The 17099-nt window shown below is 61.6% G+C and carries 20 protein-coding genes and 2 tRNA genes; 17 read left to right on the top strand and 5 right to left on the bottom strand.

The annotated features are described in order from the left end of the window. Positions 1-68 precede the first annotated feature (68 nt). A tRNA-Val gene (locus ACYQ12_RS11520) sits at positions 69-145 on the top strand. An 18-nt stretch (positions 146-163) separates the two neighbouring features. Continuing rightward, positions 164-240 (top strand) — tRNA-Val (locus tag ACYQ12_RS11515). 76 nt (positions 241-316) lie between these two features. Here ACYQ12_RS11515 and ACYQ12_RS11510 read toward each other — a convergent pair. From ACYQ12_RS11510 to ACYQ12_RS11495, 4 genes are all read right to left on the bottom strand, one after another. Further along, complete coding sequence (locus ACYQ12_RS11510) at positions 317-778, bottom strand: GAF domain-containing protein (RefSeq protein WP_459871711.1); 462 nt, start codon at positions 776-778, stop codon at positions 317-319. 95 nt (positions 779-873) lie between these two features. Beyond that, a complete protein-coding gene (locus ACYQ12_RS11505; protein ID WP_459871709.1) occupies positions 874-1707 on the bottom strand; it encodes a MetQ/NlpA family ABC transporter substrate-binding protein in 834 nt (277 codons plus the stop codon). Between the two features lie 146 nt (positions 1708-1853). After that, on the bottom strand, positions 1854-2507 hold the full coding sequence (locus ACYQ12_RS11500; protein WP_459871707.1) for a methionine ABC transporter permease: 654 nt from the start codon (positions 2505-2507) through the stop codon (positions 1854-1856). Then, the gene (locus ACYQ12_RS11495; RefSeq protein ID WP_459871704.1) at positions 2488-3531 is read right to left on the bottom strand and encodes a methionine ABC transporter ATP-binding protein; all 1044 of its coding nucleotides are present in this window, start codon (positions 3529-3531) and stop codon (positions 2488-2490) included. Before ACYQ12_RS11495 ends, ACYQ12_RS11500 begins: the two co-directional genes overlap by 20 nt. A 154-nt stretch (positions 3532-3685) precedes the next feature. Between ACYQ12_RS11495 and ACYQ12_RS11490 the strand changes: the two genes are divergently transcribed. From ACYQ12_RS11490 to ACYQ12_RS11420, 15 genes are all read left to right on the top strand, one after another. Continuing rightward, positions 3686-4909, top strand: coding sequence for a cation:proton antiporter domain-containing protein (locus tag ACYQ12_RS11490; RefSeq protein ID WP_459871701.1), 1224 nt, complete (start codon positions 3686-3688; stop codon positions 4907-4909). Then, positions 4887-5126, top strand: a complete 240-nt coding sequence (locus tag ACYQ12_RS11485; RefSeq protein WP_459871698.1) for a hypothetical protein — start codon at positions 4887-4889, stop codon at positions 5124-5126. The genes ACYQ12_RS11490 and ACYQ12_RS11485 overlap by 23 nt, the downstream gene beginning before the upstream one ends. A gap of 120 nt (positions 5127-5246) precedes the next feature. Further along, complete coding sequence (locus tag ACYQ12_RS11480; protein ID WP_459871695.1) at positions 5247-5858, top strand: riboflavin synthase subunit alpha; 612 nt, start codon at positions 5247-5249, stop codon at positions 5856-5858. Positions 5859-5982: 124 nt separating this feature from the next. Further along, entirely contained in the window at positions 5983-6528 is a 546-nt protein-coding gene (locus ACYQ12_RS11475; RefSeq protein WP_459871693.1) for an adenine phosphoribosyltransferase, read from the top strand. Positions 6529-6588: 60 nt separating this feature from the next. Beyond that, entirely contained in the window at positions 6589-7077 is a 489-nt protein-coding gene (gene gpt, locus ACYQ12_RS11470; RefSeq protein WP_459871691.1) for a xanthine phosphoribosyltransferase, read from the top strand. Positions 7078-7116: 39 nt separating this feature from the next. After that, positions 7117-7809, top strand: coding sequence for a uracil-DNA glycosylase (gene ung / locus ACYQ12_RS11465; protein ID WP_459871689.1), 693 nt, complete (start codon positions 7117-7119; stop codon positions 7807-7809). 215 nt (positions 7810-8024) lie between these two features. Next, complete coding sequence (gene upp / locus ACYQ12_RS11460; protein WP_459871686.1) at positions 8025-8654, top strand: uracil phosphoribosyltransferase; 630 nt, start codon at positions 8025-8027, stop codon at positions 8652-8654. A 98-nt stretch (positions 8655-8752) separates the two neighbouring features. Continuing rightward, positions 8753-9991 (top strand): uracil-xanthine permease family protein, encoded by a 1239-nt coding sequence (locus ACYQ12_RS11455; protein WP_459871684.1) that lies wholly within the window; start codon positions 8753-8755, stop codon positions 9989-9991. 130 nt (positions 9992-10121) lie between these two features. Next, positions 10122-10715: a molybdenum cofactor guanylyltransferase MobA gene (mobA, locus tag ACYQ12_RS11450; protein WP_459871681.1), complete on the top strand. Its 594-nt coding sequence runs from the start codon at positions 10122-10124 to the stop codon at positions 10713-10715. A gap of 158 nt (positions 10716-10873) precedes the next feature. Continuing rightward, the gene (mobB, locus tag ACYQ12_RS11445; RefSeq protein ID WP_459871678.1) at positions 10874-11458 is read left to right on the top strand and encodes a molybdopterin-guanine dinucleotide biosynthesis protein B; all 585 of its coding nucleotides are present in this window, start codon (positions 10874-10876) and stop codon (positions 11456-11458) included. Beyond that, positions 11455-12711 (top strand): bifunctional molybdopterin-guanine dinucleotide biosynthesis adaptor protein MobB/molybdopterin molybdotransferase MoeA, encoded by a 1257-nt coding sequence (locus ACYQ12_RS11440; RefSeq protein ID WP_459871675.1) that lies wholly within the window; start codon positions 11455-11457, stop codon positions 12709-12711. Before mobB ends, ACYQ12_RS11440 begins: the two co-directional genes overlap by 4 nt. Then, on the top strand, positions 12708-13496 hold the full coding sequence (moaC, locus tag ACYQ12_RS11435) for a cyclic pyranopterin monophosphate synthase MoaC (protein WP_459871673.1): 789 nt from the start codon (positions 12708-12710) through the stop codon (positions 13494-13496). The genes ACYQ12_RS11440 and moaC overlap by 4 nt, the downstream gene beginning before the upstream one ends. Positions 13497-13502: 6 nt before the next feature. After that, complete coding sequence (gene moaE, locus ACYQ12_RS11430; RefSeq protein ID WP_459874508.1) at positions 13503-13955, top strand: molybdopterin synthase catalytic subunit MoaE; 453 nt, start codon at positions 13503-13505, stop codon at positions 13953-13955. Continuing rightward, positions 13952-14941 (top strand): GTP 3',8-cyclase MoaA, encoded by a 990-nt coding sequence (gene moaA / locus ACYQ12_RS11425; protein WP_459871671.1) that lies wholly within the window; start codon positions 13952-13954, stop codon positions 14939-14941. Before moaE ends, moaA begins: the two co-directional genes overlap by 4 nt. A 168-nt stretch (positions 14942-15109) precedes the next feature. Beyond that, positions 15110-15400: an H-NS family histone-like protein gene (locus ACYQ12_RS11420; protein WP_459871668.1), complete on the top strand. Its 291-nt coding sequence runs from the start codon at positions 15110-15112 to the stop codon at positions 15398-15400. 102 nt (positions 15401-15502) lie between these two features. Here ACYQ12_RS11420 and ACYQ12_RS11415 read toward each other — a convergent pair whose 3' ends face one another. Beyond that, complete coding sequence (locus ACYQ12_RS11415) at positions 15503-17074, bottom strand: ribonuclease J (protein WP_459874507.1); 1572 nt, start codon at positions 17072-17074, stop codon at positions 15503-15505. Between the last annotated feature and the right edge of the window lie 25 nt (positions 17075-17099).

Here is a 17099-nt window from a genome sequence, read left to right as displayed (position 1 = left end):
TAGGGCTTGCATTTATGTGGGCGATGGGTAGAATACGCATCCGTTGTCGCGGCCAAGCCGCAGCCTGCAGGACCGTAGCTCAGTTGGTTAGAGCGCCACGTTGACATCGTGGAGGTCAGCGGTTCAAATCCGCTCGGTCCTACCATCAGGCATGGCATCATGCAGGACCATAGCTCAGTTGGTTAGAGCGCCACGTTGACATCGTGGAGGTCAGCGGTTCAAATCCGCTTGGTCCTACCAGTTTTCAGCACCCCGAAGCGTTCGCTTCGGGGTGTTTTCGTTTGGGGTGGCCAACCCCGGCATTCATCACAACATGTCATGCGCTATCGAGATTGCTGGCTTGCAGGAAGACTGCTGCAAGGTGCTCGATGCCGGCCTGGTCTTCGGCGCTAAAGCGCGCAGGGAGCGGGCTGTCGAGATCCAGCACGCCCCACAGCCTGTCGTCCTTGACCAGCGGAATCACCAGCTCCGAACGCGACGCGACATCGCAGGCGATATGGCCGGGAAAGGCGTGCACGTCATCGATGCGCTGAGTGGTTCGAGTGCGGGCGGCCGCGCCGCATACCCCCTTGGTGAAGGGGATCGGGTTGCAGGCGGGCTTGCCTTGGAAAGGGCCGAGAATCAACTGTTCCGGCTGGCGGTGTAGATAGAAGCCGGCCCAGTTGAGATCGGCAATCTCTTCCTTGAGAAAGGCGCTGGTCTGAGCGGCATTGGTAAGCCAGTCGCGAGTGTCGAGCAGCATCTCGAGCTGGCGCGTCAGCAGAGTGTAGTCGGGCATGGTGATGTCCTGGCGATATACGTGAGGTGTGAAGCGCGTCTCAACGCAACGAGCCGGCTGGCAGCCGGCTCGTGAGTGCATCGGTGGAAGAGCCGTTACTCCCAGCCGGGAACCGCGGCACCCTGGAAGAGCTCCTGGGCCTTGTCGACTACGGCTTGGCTGTGATAGGCCTCGACCAGATGCTGGATCGCCTCGCGATCCTGATCGCCTTCACGGACCACGATCAGATTGACATAAGGAGATTCGGGGCCCTCCTTGATCAGCGCGTCCTTCTGCAGGTTCAGACCGGCCGGCTGCGCGAAGGTATTGTTGATGAAGGCCAGGTCGACATCCTGCAGCACCCGCGGCAGCTGAGCTGCTTCGATTTCACGGAACGTGAAGTTATGCGGGTTCTCGGCGATGTCGATGGGCGTCGCCTCGAGATTGGTCGGGTCCTGCAGCGTGATCAATCCTTCATTGTGCATCAGGATCAAGGAACGACCTTCATTGGAGGGGTCGTTGGGCAGTGCGATGGTGGTCCCGTCCGGCAGCGCCTCGATACTGTCGTACTTGTTGGAATAGGCGCCGATCGGGTAGACGAACGTCTTGCCTGCGATGGCGAAATCATAACCGCGATCCTCGACCATGCTGTTCAGGTAGGGCTCGTGCTGAAAGGCATTGGCGTCTAGGCTGCCATCCGCCAAGGCCGCGTTGGGCGAGACATAATCGGTGAACTCCACGATCTCGACGTTCAGATCGTATTTATCCTGGGCGATCTGCTTGGCAACTTGCATGACGTCGGTTTCAGGTCCGGCAACGGTGCCGACCTTGATGCTGTTGGCGTCGCTCTCGTCGCTTCCGCCGCAGCCGGCAATCAGGCCGGCCCCCAAGAGGGTGGCTGCGCCCAGCAGACGGACCGGACGAAAGAGTTCTGCCAGCGTGTGATTCATGCTTCCTTTCTCCTTGCTCGCAAGTGCGAAGCTCAATGGTCATGCCTCGCCGGACAGCGTATCCGGCGTTTACATGCGGATTCTGACCGAAAAGCTATAAAAACGCCATTGCTTATAAGCAGATTGCTCGGCTTGGGTACCCTCGTCTACTTATGGTCGGCCTTGCGCACCAGGTGGTCACCCAGACTCTGGAAACCCTGCACCATCACGACCAGGATGGCGACCGTCACCAGCATGACCAGGGGGTCGAAACGGTTGTAGCCGTAGCGGATGCCCAGATCGCCCAGGCCGCCGCCGCCAACGGCACCGGCCATTGCCGAATAGCTGACCAGCGTCACCACGGTGATGGTCAGGCCGTTGATGATGCCGCCTCTGGCCTCGGGCAGCAGCACCTTGGTGATGATCTGCAGCGGCGTGGCGCCCATCGCCTGAGCGGCTTCGACGAGCCCGGGCGGCACCTCGTTGAGCGCACCTTCCACCAGGCGCGCCACGAAGGGAATCGCGGCAATGGTCAGCGGCACGACGGCAGCGTTGATGCCGATGGAGCTGCCGACGATCATCCGTGTGAAGGGAATGATCGCCACCATGAGAATGATGAACGGGATCGAGCGGCCGATATTGGTGATCGCGCCGAGGATGCGGTTGACTGCGGGCCGGGCGAGAATCTGCCTGGGGCGGGTCACGTAGAGCAGTACGCCAAGCGGCACGCCGACCAGCGTGGCGATTACCCCCGAGAGAGCCACCATGTAGAGCGTCGCAAGCGTCGCCTGCCACACCAGTTCAAGCATTGCGCTGGACATGGCCGAGCACCTCCACTTGCAGGTCATGAGTTTCAAGATACGTCAGCGCTTGCGCCGTGCTCTCGGGTGGGCCGATCAGCTCGGCGATCATCAACCCCAGGGTTCGGTCCTGGATCGACTCGACCTTGGCCTGGAGTACGCTGACGTCGATACGGCAGTCGCGGGCCAGCCGGGATATCAGCGGCGTGGAGACGGCGTCGCCACTGAACGCCAGGCGCACCACCGGATGTGTGCTATCGCCTGGCTGGGCCTGCAGCCGCTCGAGCAGCGCCTGGGGCGGTTCGAGTTCGAGGAAGGCGTTGAGAAATTCCCGCCCCAGTTGGGTGCGAGGTGCGGTGAAGAAATCGCCTACATCGGCCTCTTCCACCAGCTGGCCATCCGAAATCAGGCCCACGTGATGGCAGATGCTCTTCACGACTTCCATCTCATGGGTAATCAGCAGGATGGTCAGCCCCAGCTTGCGATTGATGTCCTGCAGGAGTTCGAGAATGGAAGCGGTCGTCTGCGGATCAAGTGCGGAGGTGGCCTCATCGCATAACAGCACCTTTGGGCGGCTGGCCAGGGCGCGAGCAATGGCGACGCGCTGCTTCTGCCCGCCGGAGAGTTCGGCGGGATACTTGTCGACCTTGTCGCTGAGGCCGGTGAGATCGAGAAGCGGCATGACCCGCTCGCGAATCTCGCGCCGTGGCACGCCCATCAGCTCCAGCGGCAGAGCGACATTGGCATAGACCGTGCGTGAAGCCAGCAGGTTGAAATGCTGGAAGATCATGCCGATCTGATGACGAGCCTGACGCAACTGGCGCTGATCGAGGGCGGTCAGCTCCTGTCCGTCGACGCTGACACTGCCCTGCGTCGGGCATTCCAGCAGATTCACACAGCGTATCAGCGTGGACTTGCCGGCACCGGACAGGCCGATGACCCCATAGATACTGCCTTGGGGCACATGTAGGTTGACGCCACGAAGGGCGTGAATCGCCTCCGGGCCGATGCCGTAAGTCTTGGAGACGTTATCGAGTCTGATCATGGCTCTACGTATGCGGGAACAAAACGCCACAGTATAACGCGTTCGGCACTGAATGGGGGCTGCCGGGAGTGCGCCGTTCTGCCACGCTATTGCTACGCTGAAAAGTCGGATAGGCGTATCGGCCATCGTTCATCAACCAAGGAATGGAGGGAACATGAGCCAACTGAACATTGCACTGGCTACGGTCGGTGCCGTGGTGCTGATACTGGGACTGATCAATCGACCGCTCAATCGTGCCTGGCTATCGGTTCCTCTGCTGGCCTTTCTGATCGGCGTGGCGGTCGGGCCCGAGGTACTCGGTTGGTTGAATCCGGCGCGCTGGGGCAATGCAGAACATATCCTCGAACAGGCCACGCGGCTGACCTTGGGAATCAGCCTGATGGCCATCGCGTTACGCCTGCCTGCGCGTTATCCCCTGATCCATTGGCGCCCGCTGCTGATATTGCTGTTGATCGGCATGCCGGCCATGTGCCTGATCAGTTCGTGGCTGGCCGGCTGGCTGCTGGGCCTGCCGGTGCTCGTGGCGCTGCTGGTGGGCAGCAGCATCTGTCCGACCGATCCCGTGGTGGCCTCGTCGATCGTCACCGGTGGGGTCGCCAAGGAAAACCTTCCGGGAAATTACCGGCATATGCTCTCGACCGAATCGGCCGCCAATGACGGGCTGGCCTATCCGCTCGTACTGCTACCGGTATTGCTGCTGACGAAACCGGATGCCTCGGCCTGGACGGAATGGCTGGTGAAGGTGCTGCTCTGGGAAGTGGGGGGCAGCATTCTGCTGGGGGCATTGATCGGACTGGGCGTTGGTTGGGCGCTGCGTTGGGCGGAGCGTCACGACATGATCAGTCAGCCCTCCTTTCTCTCCCTGACCATAGCGCTGACCTTGTTGACGCTGGGAGTAGGCAAGCTGCTGGGCACCGACAGCATCTTGGCGGTGTTTGCCGCCGGGGTGGCGTTCGATCAGCAGACCGGCGGCAAGGAGCGTAGCGAAGCCGAGAACATTCAGGAAGCCGTCAATCAGTTCTTTACCATACCCATCTTCATTCTCTTTGGCCTGATGGCGCCGTGGAGTGCCTGGTGGGGACTGGGCTGGGGAGGCATTCTGCTGGTCATCGGTGTACTGCTGCTGCGGCGCCTGCCGGTGATCATCGCCTTGCGCCCCTGGCTGGCACCATGGCGCGAATGGCGTATTGCTCTGTTGGCGGGCTGGTTCGGGCCGATCGGCGTTTCGGCGCTTTTCTATACCATGCTGATCGCGAGCAAGACGGGCGATCACACGGCGTGGCATGCGGGAAGCCTGGTCGTGTTCGCCTCGCTGATCGCCCACGGTGTCAGCGCGGCGCCTCTAGCCAAGGCGTATGGCCGCCGAGCACGCCAATGATGCATCTGGGGCGGGCATAAAAAAGGCCACCCATTGGGTGGCCATCAACGCTGGACACACCTTTTTAGCTGTCTTCCAGCCAGCTTGGCCGGAACGCCCGCAATCCAGGTGCAAATCGGCGTATAACCTGCGCCAGATTTTAGGCTCGCGGCTGCAAAGTGTCAATCTGGCAGGCCAGCATCTTACCGATACGTCGATCTTCGGAAAATTCATCTGAATCAAGATAGAGTTCTGGTTTATATTGCGGTTTTGTGGGGCGCGGTATATGGCGTGATAAGATCGTGATTTTACGCCGTGGCCTTGCCGTGAGGGAGGCCGGGCGTACCAGGAGGCAAGCATGTTCACGGGCATCGTACAGGGCACCGGCACCGTAGTGGCGGTGGAGGAAAGGGAGGCGTTCCGCACTCATGTCGTCGAGTTGCCGCCGGCGCTGGTCGAGGGGCTGGCGCTGGGCGCATCCGTTGCACATAACGGCTGCTGTTTGACGGTGACCTCCGTCGAAGGATGTCGTGTAAGCTTCGATCTGATGCGGGAGACCTTGCGCCTGACCAATCTCGGCGCACTGAAAGTGGGCGACCGTGTCAATATCGAGAGGGCCGCTCGCTTTGGCGACGAGATCGGCGGTCATGCCATGTCGGGCCACGTGATCGGACAGGCTGAATTGACGCAGGTTGACGAAGCGCCCAACAATCGCCGGCTCTGGTTTACGCTGGCGCCGGAATACACCCGCTTTCTGTTCGAAAAGGGCTATATCGGTATCGATGGCATCAGCCTGACCATCGGTGCCGTGGAGGGCGCCAGCTTCTGCGTCAATCTGATTCCCGAAACGCTGGCGCGGACGACGCTGGGCGATCGCGCTCCGGGAGATCGCGTCAATATCGAAATCGATCCGCAAACGCAGGCCATTGTCGAAACCGTGGAACGGGTATTGGCCTCGCGGGTTTCATGATCCTGGTCCCAGCTGCCGCCCTGCCATGGCCATAGGCTCGATTCTGCGCGCGCCTTTGGGTACCATGTGCGGCTTTTCGCTTTCCCGAGACGGCCCGTACCGTTACTGCCGATGGAGCCCATAGATGAGCATTTATAGCGACTATATCAAGTCCGTTATAAGAACTGTCCCCGATTGGCCGCAGCCGGGCGTCAATTTTCGCGATATCACGCCGGTATTGCAGAACAGTGCCGCGTTTCGCAAGCTCATCGACAGTTTCGTGCATCGCTATCAGGAGATGGATCTGGATGCCGTGGCCGCCATCGATGCGCGGGGCTTCATCATCGGGGCGCCGCTGGCCTATGAGCTGGGCTGCAGCTTTGTGCCGGTGCGCAAGAAGGGCAAGCTGCCGTTCAGGACGCTCAGCGAGACGTACAAACTGGAATATGGGGAAGCCTGCGTCGAACTGCATTCCGACGCCTTCCGCCATGGCGACAGGATTCTGGTCATGGATGATCTGATCGCCACCGGCGGGACCATGCTGGCGGCGGCCAAGCTCATCCAGCGCAGTGGCGGGCAGGTGGTCGAGACGGCGGCGATCATCGATCTGCCCGAGCTGGGCGGATCGAAGAAGATTCGCGATGCCGGTCACAATGTCTTCGCCGTGTGTACGTTCACCGAAGACGAATGATCCCGATGGTGTCCGGTATGATCCGGCGCCCGTTTTCCCTCACCCAGCGTGATCGAGCCCATGACAGCCAACCGTTACCATCAGCACTTCACCGTTTCCTGGGACCAGTTGCACCGTGACGTGCGGGCCCTGTGTCATCAACTAATCGAGCGTGACTTCAAGGGCATCATCGCGATCACTCGCGGCGGGCTGATCCCGGCGGCGCTGATCGCCCGTGAGCTCAATGTGCGGCTCATCGATACGGTGTGCATCAAGAGCTATGAGCACATGGATCAGAGCAGCCTCAATGTCATGAAGGGCGTGGAGCATGACGGCGAAGGCTGGTTGTTGGTGGACGATCTGGTGGATACCGGCAAGACGGCCCGCGCGGTGCGCGAAATGTTGCCCAAGGCGCATTTCGTGACGATCTACGCCAAGCCGGAAGGGCGTCCGCTGGTGGATCAGTGCCTCACCGAAGTGGCCCAGGATTGCTGGATCCAGTTTCCCTGGGACATGGGCATCGCCTATGTCGAACCGCTCGTAGACCAGATCCGCCCGCGCCAGGAATGATTTTCCACCGTGGTGTGCTGCCGCTGACGAAGGTGCCGCATGAGTGAGGTATTGCCCGAAGACTGGAACCGGCATCTGGGGCAGGAGTTCGAGTTGCCCTATATGCTGGCGCTGCGTGATTTCCTGGCGCGTGAAAAGGCGGCGCGCAAGGTGATCTATCCGCATTCCTCGCACTGGTTTCGCGCCTTCGAGCTGACGCCTCTGGAACAGGTCAAGGTCGTGATCCTGGGCCAGGACCCGTATCACGGCCCTCACCAGGCCCACGGCTTGTGCTTTTCCGTACGCCCCGGGGTGGCCATTCCCCCCTCGTTGCAGAACATCTACAAGGAGCTTGCCGGGGACGTGGCGTTCCGTCCGGTACCGCATGGCTTCCTGGAGCACTGGGCGCGCCAGGGCGTGCTGTTGCTCAACAGCGTGCTGACGGTGGAGCAGGGGCGGGCGGGCTCTCACCGTGGTCAGGGCTGGGAGCAGTTCACCGATCGCGCCATCGATGTCATCAATACCCGGTGCGATGGCGTGGTGTTCCTGCTGTGGGGCAGCTATGCGCAGAAGAAGGCGGCTTTCGTCGACCGCGACAAGCATCTGGTGCTGCATGCCCCGCACCCCTCGCCGTTGTCGGCGCACCGTGGTTTCTTCGGTCAGCGCCATTTTTCCCGGGCCAATGCGTTTCTCGCGTCGCGCAAACGGGAGGCCATTGAGTGGCAACTGCCCGAGGTGGCTGTAGAAGCCTGATCTTTCGGCGATGCCCGCATGGCCTGGCCCAATATCAGCGAACCTGGCACGTGCAGCGAAATCCGGGTTAACCCCGGCGCGTGGGCGCGCTAGAATTGCCCGCAACTTCGGATCCGGTGATATCCGGACATCGCGCAGTCGTCGATGTTCTGGAATACGCGGCCAGCAGGCCGGCCGATTCGTGATTGCTCCCACCTGTTGAAAGAGTACTGCCCATGAGCGTCCATGCCATCAATCATCCGCTGGTCAAGCACAAGCTTGGTCTGATGCGGGCCGCCGGTATCAGCACCAAGAGTTTTCGTGAACTGGCGAGTGAGGTGGCGAAACTGCTGACCTACGAGGCCACGCAGGACCTCGAGTTGCAGCCGGCCACCATCAAGGGCTGGAGCGGTAAGGCGGTGGAGGTCGAGCAGCTCAAGGGCAAGAAGGTCACCATCGTGCCCATCCTGCGGGCGGGGCTGGGTATGCTCGACGGCGTGACGGACCTGATTCCCAGCGCCCGCATCAGTGTCGTGGGACTCTACCGCAATGAGGAAACGCTGGAGCCGGTGCCCTATTTCGAGAAGTTCGTCAACGATCTCGACGAGCGTTTGGCCATCGTCATCGATCCCATGCTGGCGACGGGCGGTTCCATGGTGGCAACGCTCGATATGCTCAAGGAGCGCGGCTGTCAGCAGATCAAGGTGATCGTGCTGGTCGCGGCCCCGGAGGGTATCGAACGTGTCAGGAATGCCCACCCTGATGTCGAAATCTATACCGCTTCCGTCGACCAGCGTCTCGACGAGAACGGTTATATCGTTCCGGGACTCGGTGATGCCGGAGACAAGATTTTCGGCACACGCTGATCCCACCGATTTCAAGGCCCCTGTCTCAGGGGCCTTTTTTTGAGCGCAACACGCCGGGAAACCGGCACTTACCGATACATTCGTGGAGAAGTGAATCCATGTCAGACTCCGCCCTGACGCCGGCGGCAACCTCGTTGCCACGTACTGTCCTGACCGGTGCACAGATGCTTTTCGTCGCCTTCGGTGCCCTGGTGCTGGTGCCGCTGTTGACCGGGCTCGACCCCAGTGTGGCCCTGTTCACTGCAGGGGTCGGGACCCTGGTCTTCCAGGCCGTCACCAAGCGTAGCGTCCCGGTCTTCCTGGCGTCTTCGTTCGCGTTCATTGCTCCCATCCAGAGCGCCACGGCCAATTTCGGCATTTCCGCCACGCTCGGAGGCCTGTTCGTGGCCGGGCTGGTGTATGTGGCCATTTCCCAGATCGTGCGGCTCAAGGGCACGGCCTGGCTGACCCGCCTCCTGCCGGCCGTCGTGGTGGGACCGGTCATCATGGTCATCGGTCTGGCGCTGGCGCCGGTGGCGGTGAGCATGGCGACCGGTGAGACCAGCGATGCCATCGGTTACGGTCAGGCCGTCACGCTGTCGATGGTCAGCCTGCTGGTGACGTTGGTACTGGCCGTCTTCGGCCGCGGATTGGTGCGTCTGATCCCCATCATGGGCGGAATTCTGGTCGGTTACCTGCTGGCGCTGGGCATGGGCGTGGTCGATCTGACTCCGGTCCATGAGGCGCGTTGGCTGTCGCTGCCCAACTTCGTGGCGCCGAGCTTCGAGTTGTCCGCTATGCTCTTCATGATTCCGGTCGCCATTGCGCCGGCGGTCGAGCACATCGGCGATATGGTGGCGATCGGCTCGGTCACCCGCCGGAACTATCTGGAAGAGCCCGGCCTGCACCGTACACTGCTGGGAGACGGCCTGGCGACGTCCTTGGCAGCGCTCTTCGGCGGGCCGCCCAACACCACCTATTCCGAGGTAACCGGGGCGGTGATGCTGACCCGCAACTTCAATCCGGTGATCATGACCGTGGCCGCCATCGTCGCCATCCTGCTGGCATTCGTGTCCAAGCTGGGGGCACTGCTGCTGACCATTCCCGCTCCGGTCATGGGCGGTATCATGACGCTGCTGTTCGGCTCGATTGCGGTCGTGGGCATGAATACACTGGTCAAGGCCGGACACTCGCTGACCGCGCCGCGCAATCTCGTGGTGGTATCGCTGATCCTGGTCTTCGGTATCGGTGGCATGCAACTGGGCAACGGGCAGTTCGCTCTGCAGGGCGTGAGCCTCGCTGCCGTGGTGGGGATTCTTCTCAACCTGTTGCTGCCACCGGCCAGGGAGGGGGAGTGACCGCTCGACCGCGTTCCGGTGATCTTGGCCAGGCCGCTGTTTCCGATGAGCCGGCCGAGGCCCCGAGGGTAGGGTCAAGCGTGACTGGCACCGGTGAAAGTTTCATCATGGCGCAGACGAGGAGCCGAGCATGCGAGCAGACGATATCACTGCGGTGATCCTGGCGGGGGGCGAAGGGCGTCGCATGGGCGGTCGCGACAAGGGCTGGGAGCCATTGCTGGGGCAGCCGCTGATCCGCCATGTGCTGGCTCGTCTCGAAGACCAGGTGGGAGCCGTGCTCATCAATGCCAACCGCTCGCTGGAGACCTACCGACAACTGGGCTATCCGGTGATCAGCGATCGCGACTCGGGATATCAGGGCCCGTTGATGGGCATCTGGAGCGGCATGTGGGCAGTCGAGACGCCATGGACGTTGATCGTGCCCTGCGACTCCCCTGCCTTGCCCGAGGATCTCGTCGAACGCCTGCGACGCGGTGTGAACGGCCATTCGATTGCCGTGGCCCATGACGGGCAGCGTGCACATCCCGTCGTGGCCTTGTTGCGCACCGAACTGCGAGACGATCTTGGTCGGGCCTTGGCAGAAGGGGAGCGCAAGATAGACCGTTTCTATGCGCGCCACGCCTGGTGCCATGTCGACTTTTCGGATGCGCCGCACGCTTTCGTCAATCTCAACTCACCCGCCGAGCGCGACGCATTGGAACATGCCATGCGTGAACAGCGTTAAGTCCGCATGCGCCTGGATGTCCAGGCGAGGCATCTCCCTGCTGCCTGGTCCCAGCCGTTTCCATGAATCGGCTGGGGTCGGGCGGCATTCGATGCAATACTAGGGCAGTTATTCTTCACACAAGCCTTTCGTATTCTGACAAGGATTTATCGTTCTTCATGGCACTGCTGCTCGAATCTCTGAGTACGCCACTACTGGGTATTGCCGCCTGGAGTGGGACGGGCAAGACAACGTTGCTGGAATCGCTGCTGCCTCGTCTGGCCGAGCGCGGTGTGCAGGCGGCGGTCATCAAGCATGCCCATCACCGCTTCGACGTCGACCAGCCGGGCAAGGATAGTCACCGCCTGCGTACGGCGGGGGCGGCACCCATTCTGGTGGCATCACGTCAACGCTTTGCGCTGATGATGGAGACGCCGGGGCAGGAGGAAGCCGACCTCGCGCAGCTTATCGCCCAGGTCGAGCCGCTTTCGCCCGCGCTGATTCTGGTCGAAGGCTTCAAGGAGTGGCCGATCCCCAAGCTTGAGCTGCACCGTGTGGCGTTGGGCCAGCCCTTACTGGCGCAAGAGGATCCCTGGGTACGGGCCATTGCCGTGCAGGGTGAGGCCGCGATCCCGTCCGGGGTGGAGTGTCTGGATCTTGACGATCATGATGCGTTGGCCGACTGGGTGGCGGCGTGGCCGGCACGTTGGGCACGGATGCGCTGCGGTCCGCGCAGCATTTCCTCGGCGGAGCCGGCGACGTGAAACTTTCCTGTTCCGACCTGCAAGATCGCCAGCTCAGTGTGAGCGAGGCACTGTCGGCCCTGCTGTCCATGGCGCCCGAGGCCGTCCCGGCGGAGCCTGTTGCGCTGACCGACCTGCTCGGCCGGGTGCTGAGCGAGGATCTGATCTCACCGCTCAATGTGCCGCAGAACACCAATGCCGCCATGGATGGCATCGCCGTCGCCTGGCCCGATACGCCGCCGGAGCACTGGCACCTAGCCGGGGAGGTCCTGGCCGGAGAACATTTTGCCGGCACGCTGGGCGGCGGCGAAGCGGTTGTGATCACGACCGGCGCGCCCTTACCCGAAGGCGCCGACACGGTCATCATGCGCGAGCAGCTGGCTTGCGAAGAATCTCGCGTCAGGGTCCTGCAGCCCGATAGGGTACAGAAGGGCCAGAACGTCCGCCGGGCCGGAGAGGACCTGGCCAGAGGGACGCTGGCGTTAACGCGGGGAACCCGCATTCGGCCGCAGCATCTGGGGCTGGTCGCTTCTCTGGGGCTGGCGCAGGTGAACGTTCATCGACGGCTCCGCGTTGCCATCTTCTCGACCGGTGATGAGGTGAGCGCACCCGGTGAGCCCCTGACGGCTGCGGGGATCTACGACGCCAATCGCTTTACCCTGAAGGGCCTTCTGAACCGGCTGGATTGTGACGTGCTGGATATGGGTATCCTGCGCGACGACGCCAGGGCCATCGCTCAGGCGCTATCGCATGCCAGTGATGCCGCCGATATGGTGCTGTCCAGCGGTGGCGTCTCGGTGGGGCAGGCCGACTGGATCAAGCCGGCGCTGCAGCAGGTCCACGGTGAACTCGGCTTCTGGCGTATCGCGATGCGCCCCGGACGCCCGCTGGCGTTCGGCTGGCTCGGCGCCGGGGCGGGGCGGTTGCCGTTCTTCGGTCTTCCGGGCAACCCCGTCGCGGTCATGGTGACGTTCCTGCAGTTCGTCCAGCCGTTGCTTCGCCGCTTGCAGGGGGAGGCGCAGTGGCAGCCGGCTCGTCTTTGCGCGCTGGCGGCCGAACCGTTGCACAGCCGTGAAGGACGCACCGACTATCAGCGGGGCGTTTACTCCATGGGAGAGGATGGCCGGCTTTGGGTGCGGACCACCGGGCCACAGGGCTCGGGGATGCTGAGTTCGATGGTTACAGCCAACTGCCTGATCGAGATTGCTCCCGAACACGCCGAGATCGGCGTCGGGATACCCGTGACGATTCAACCCTTTGGTGACTTGATATGAGCCTGTCCCATCTCAACGCCCGCGGCGAAGCCCACATGGTGGATGTCGCGGACAAGCCCGAAACCCAACGCGAAGCCATTGCTCGCGGTCGTGTTCGCATGCTGCCGGAAACTCTGGCGCTGCTCGCCGAGGGCGGCCTGCCGAAAGGCGATGTCCTGGCCACGGCACGTATCGCCGGTATTCAGGCGGCCAAGCGTACCCATGAGCTGATTCCGCTATGTCATGCCTTGATGCTTTCCAAGGTCAGTGTCGATTTCCAACTGGACGAGGAGAACGCCTGGATCGATGTCGAGGCACGCTGTCGCCTCAGTGGGCGCACTGGCGTCGAGATGGAGGCGCTGACGGCGGTGTCGGTGGCGTGCCTCACGCTGTATGACATGTGCAAGGCGGTCGACAAGGGAATGCAGATCACCGATATCCGTCTGGAGCGCAAGCTGGGCGGAAAGTCGGGCGATTGGCATCGCCAGGAGGATGCCGTCGAGCACGGCGCGCCCGTGATCGCTAGTGCCCAGGATTCGCTGCTCGACATGCCGCGGGTACACGTCAAGTTTCTCGCCGAGCTGCGGGAACGGGTTCATATGTCAGAGGTCGATATTCCTCTCGAAACGATTGCGGGAAATGACATTGCCGGATTGAAGAGGGCACTTGTCTCCCGGGATGAGTCGTTCGCCATTCTCGATGAGTCGCGTGTGCTTTGTGCCGTCAATCAGGTCATGGCGACCGACGCCAGCCTGCTCACCGATGGAGATGAGGTGGCATTCTTTCCGCCCGTGACAGGAGGCTGATTCATGATGATACGTGTGCAGGAAGCCCCGTTCGATGTGGCGCAGGAGCAGCGGGCCATGAGTGCGCATCGCTCGGACATCGGTGCCGTGGTCAGCTTTACCGGCATGGTGCGTGATTTCAACGAACGTCCCGACGTCCAGGCACTGACGCTCGAGCATTATCCGGGTATGACCGAACAATCGTTGACGGTGATCGCCGAGCAGGCCATGGACCGCTGGCCACTTGCGGACATACGCATCATTCATCGAGTCGGAAGGCTCGAGCCAGGTGATCCCATCGTGCTCGTCGTGGTCGGTAGCGCCCATCGCCGCGCCGCTTTCGAGGCCTGCGACTTCGTGATGGATCACCTCAAGACGCGCGCACCTTTCTGGAAGAAGGAACACACGACAAGCGGGGACTATTGGGTATCCGAGCGTGACAGCGATCACCGGGATGCACACCGCTGGGAGGAGATATGACTGAGCTGGTGGACAATTTCCAGCGTACGGTTCGGTATGTGCGGATTTCGGTAACGGATCGCTGCGATTTCCGCTGTGTGTATTGCATGAGCGAAGACATGACCTTTCTTCCGCGGGCCCAGGTGCTGACGCTGGAAGAACTGAAGCTGGTGGCGCGTGCCTTTGTCGAACTGGGCGTGGAGAAGATTCGATTGACCGGCGGTGAGCCGCTGGTGCGTCGAGGTATCGACGAGTTGGTGGAAGATATCGGGACCTTGCCGGGTCTCAAGGATTTCGGCATGACCACCAATGGCGCTGGCCTGGTCAAGCATGCCGGGGCGCTCAAGGCTGGGGGGCTGTCGCGCCTCAACGTGAGTCTGGATTCACTCGACCCCGAGCGGTTTCGACGATTGACGCGCACCGGGGATCTGAACCGGGTCATAGAGGGGATTCGTGCCGCTCGCGAAGCCGGTTTCGAGCGTATCAAGCTCAACGCGGTCGTCCTCAGGGGGCGTAACGATGATGAAGTGCTGGATCTCGTCGAGTTTGCCAGAAAGGAGCGGCTCGATATCAGCTTTATCGAGGAAATGCCGCTGGGGGACGTTTCCGACCATTCGCGTGACGAGACATATTGCTCCAGCGACGAGGTGCAGGCGCGTATCGAGCAGCGTTATCCGCTGCTGCCGACTACCGAGTCGACTTTGGGACCGTCGCGCTATTTTCGGATGAGTGACAGCGATTCGCGTGTCGGGTTTATCTCCCCGCATAGCCATAACTTCTGCGCCACGTGCAACCGGGTTCGGGTAACCGTTGAAGGGCGATTATTGCTTTGTCTCGGTAATGAGCACTCGGTTGACTTGCGAGAAGTTCTGCGTCGTTATCCAGGCGATATCGAGCGTTTGAAAGAGCGGATTATCGCGGCAATGGCCCTCAAGCCGGAGCGACATCATTTTACGACGGACGGCGATGTTCAAGTGGTTCGTTTCATGAACATGACGGGAGGGTAGGCAAAGCGGATATCTTTATGGCTTGGGTCCCGACTCTCTCAGAGGACTAAAACAGAAAAATGTTGCCCTTTCTCAACTGACATTTCTTGCTAAAAAGCATGCGGGGCATATACTTTTTACAACAAATCGCAGTGGTACTGAATCGTGACCTCGGCATGGAGGAGGACAATGTCCACCGACTCTCTCGAGCGCATTGCTCGGAACAAGAATGTAGCGCGCGCAGCAGCTCGTCAACTGAGCATGGAGCAGTTGCATAAGCTCGCTGAAGTCATCGGCGAGGTTATCGAGCAGAAGCAGCAGGAGGAGCAGCAGCGTCAGGCAGAAAGCGCCATGAAAGAGCGCAAGCTTGCCGAAATTCGAGAAGCCATCAACGATGCCGGCCTGTCGCTGAACGATCTGATGGGAGAGCAGCCGCGTAAGCGTCGCGGTCGTCCGCCCAAAGGCGAGCGTAACGAGTGAAGGGGCTGGAGATAAAAAAACGGATCGCAGGATCCGTTTTTTTTATGGTCACGAGATATCACGACAGCGGCGTGAAAGTGTCATCCGCTCGTTAGACGCATGTCATGCCGGCATGACATGCAGGTGGATATCGGGAAGATGACGCAGATGCTGGTCGAGCCATTGAACCAGCGGCGAGTGGAGTTGCTGGCGAACCTCGGCCACGTCCTCGGCATCCAGCGCCGCAAGCGTTTCATCCAGCCAGTCGGCAAATGCCACATCGTCGAGCGGGGTCTCGGCGCTGGCATCCCAGAGCAGACGGCCGATGCGTGTCCATCCGCCATCCATGCGCCGCACCGGTAGAGTCAGTGCAAGGGTGCCGCCGCGTCGGTAGGCGGTGGGGCGGTTCCTGCCCAACCCCTCCAGTGGTCTGACGGTATTCTGGTCGATGATCCGGGGAATCAATGAATAGTGTCTTTCCAGGGCCAGTCCCTCCCGGTCAAAGCGAATCAGATCACCGTTTCGAGGAATCAGCGGCACCTGAATGCCTTCGGCTTCGGCCAGCTGCTGGTGGGCCTGCTGGTGGGGCCGCTCACCATGGACCGGCAGCAGATAGGTGGGCTTTACCCATTGATAGAACGTTCGCAACTCATCCTGCGCGGGATGTCCGGAGGCGTGGAGCTCCGGATGGTTGCGTTCGTCGTAGATCGTGACCCCAAGACGCTTCAGGCCATTCTGAAGCCGCTCGATCATTATCTCGTTGCCCGGTATGGCGCGCGCCGAGAGGATCACCGAGTCGCCGGCATGGAGCTCGAAGTGGGGGTGGCTTCCTCGGGCCAGGCGCGATAATGCGGCACGTGGCTCGCCCTGACTGCCGGTGGCGATGACCAGGATTTCCTCCGCAGGCAAGTATCCCAGATCGTGTATCGGCACCAGAGGGGGAAAGTCCTCTAGGTAGCCGAGTCCGCGTGCCACGCGCACCATACGCTCCATGGAGCGTCCCATCAGGCTGACGCGACGACCGGTGAGCCGGGCAGCGCGGCCGAGCGCCAGAACGCGGGCGAGGTTGCTGGCGAAACAACTGACCACGACGCGTCCCGGGCATTGCGCCAGAGTGGTCTGAAGTGCACGGGCGACCTCACCTTCGCTACGCGAGTGGCCGGGGTCGAGCGCGTTGGTCGAGTCGCCGACCAGGAGATCCACCGGTGCGACAGCGCGGAACAGGTCGGCATCCACCGGATCACCGATCAGCGGATCGGGGTCGAGCTTCCAATCGCCGGTGTGCAGTACCCGATGATCCGGCGTCAGCATGAGCAGCGCGCAGCTTTCCGGAATCGAATGGGTGAGAGGCAGGAAGCGCAGCGAAAAGGGGCCGGTCTCCATGGCTTCACCTGGCGTGATGACGTGAATGGCATCGGTTGCCAGACCATGTTCGGCGAACTTGGCCCGCAGCAGTCCCGCAGCCAATGGCGTGGCGTGAATGGGACAGCCCCAGCGTGGCCATAGCCAGGCCACGGCGCCGAGATGATCCTCATGCCCGTGAGTGAGCACAATAGCGCTGGGGACGATACCCAGGTTCGGCAGTTCGTCGGTATTCGGTACCTGCAGGGGCGTGTCCGCCAAGTCCTGACGAATCATCATGCCGCAGTCGACGACGATCCAGTGTCCGTCGTAACCATACAGGCTGAGATTCATGCCGATCTCGCCACATCCTCCCAGC

This window comes from Halomonas shantousis, from assembly GCF_054654615.1.
The sequence above is the reverse complement of the archived record's forward strand: the minus strand, read 5'-3'. Positions and strand labels throughout refer to the sequence as shown.

Bases quoted from the DNA above. Each gene is read 5' to 3' on its own strand.
- moaA (WP_459871671.1), top strand. From the start codon at position 13,952: ATGACTGAGCTGGTGGACAATTTCCAGCGTACGGTTCGGTATGTGCGG.
- ACYQ12_RS11500 (WP_459871707.1), bottom strand. From the start codon at position 2,507: ATGTCCAGCGCAATGCTTGAACTGGTGTGGCAGGCGACGCTTGCGACG.
- ACYQ12_RS11490 (WP_459871701.1), top strand. From the start codon at position 3,686: ATGAGCCAACTGAACATTGCACTGGCTACGGTCGGTGCCGTGGTGCTG.
- ACYQ12_RS11485 (WP_459871698.1), top strand. From the start codon at position 4,887: ATGGCCGCCGAGCACGCCAATGATGCATCTGGGGCGGGCATAAAAAAG.
- upp (WP_459871686.1), top strand. From the start codon at position 8,025: ATGAGCGTCCATGCCATCAATCATCCGCTGGTCAAGCACAAGCTTGGT.
- moaE (WP_459874508.1), top strand. From the start codon at position 13,503: ATGATACGTGTGCAGGAAGCCCCGTTCGATGTGGCGCAGGAGCAGCGG.
- mobA (WP_459871681.1), top strand. From the start codon at position 10,122: ATGCGAGCAGACGATATCACTGCGGTGATCCTGGCGGGGGGCGAAGGG.
- ACYQ12_RS11455 (WP_459871684.1), top strand. From the start codon at position 8,753: ATGTCAGACTCCGCCCTGACGCCGGCGGCAACCTCGTTGCCACGTACT.
- ACYQ12_RS11510 (WP_459871711.1), bottom strand. From the start codon at position 778: ATGCCCGACTACACTCTGCTGACGCGCCAGCTCGAGATGCTGCTCGAC.
- ACYQ12_RS11415 (WP_459874507.1), bottom strand. From the start codon at position 17,074: ATGAATCTCAGCCTGTATGGTTACGACGGACACTGGATCGTCGTCGAC.
- ACYQ12_RS11475 (WP_459871693.1), top strand. From the start codon at position 5,983: ATGAGCATTTATAGCGACTATATCAAGTCCGTTATAAGAACTGTCCCC.
- ACYQ12_RS11495 (WP_459871704.1), bottom strand. From the start codon at position 3,531: ATGATCAGACTCGATAACGTCTCCAAGACTTACGGCATCGGCCCGGAG.
- ung (WP_459871689.1), top strand. From the start codon at position 7,117: ATGAGTGAGGTATTGCCCGAAGACTGGAACCGGCATCTGGGGCAGGAG.
- ACYQ12_RS11420 (WP_459871668.1), top strand. From the start codon at position 15,110: ATGTCCACCGACTCTCTCGAGCGCATTGCTCGGAACAAGAATGTAGCG.
- gpt (WP_459871691.1), top strand. From the start codon at position 6,589: ATGACAGCCAACCGTTACCATCAGCACTTCACCGTTTCCTGGGACCAG.
- ACYQ12_RS11480 (WP_459871695.1), top strand. From the start codon at position 5,247: ATGTTCACGGGCATCGTACAGGGCACCGGCACCGTAGTGGCGGTGGAG.
- ACYQ12_RS11505 (WP_459871709.1), bottom strand. From the start codon at position 1,707: ATGAATCACACGCTGGCAGAACTCTTTCGTCCGGTCCGTCTGCTGGGC.
- mobB (WP_459871678.1), top strand. From the start codon at position 10,874: ATGGCACTGCTGCTCGAATCTCTGAGTACGCCACTACTGGGTATTGCC.
- moaC (WP_459871673.1), top strand. From the start codon at position 12,708: ATGAGCCTGTCCCATCTCAACGCCCGCGGCGAAGCCCACATGGTGGAT.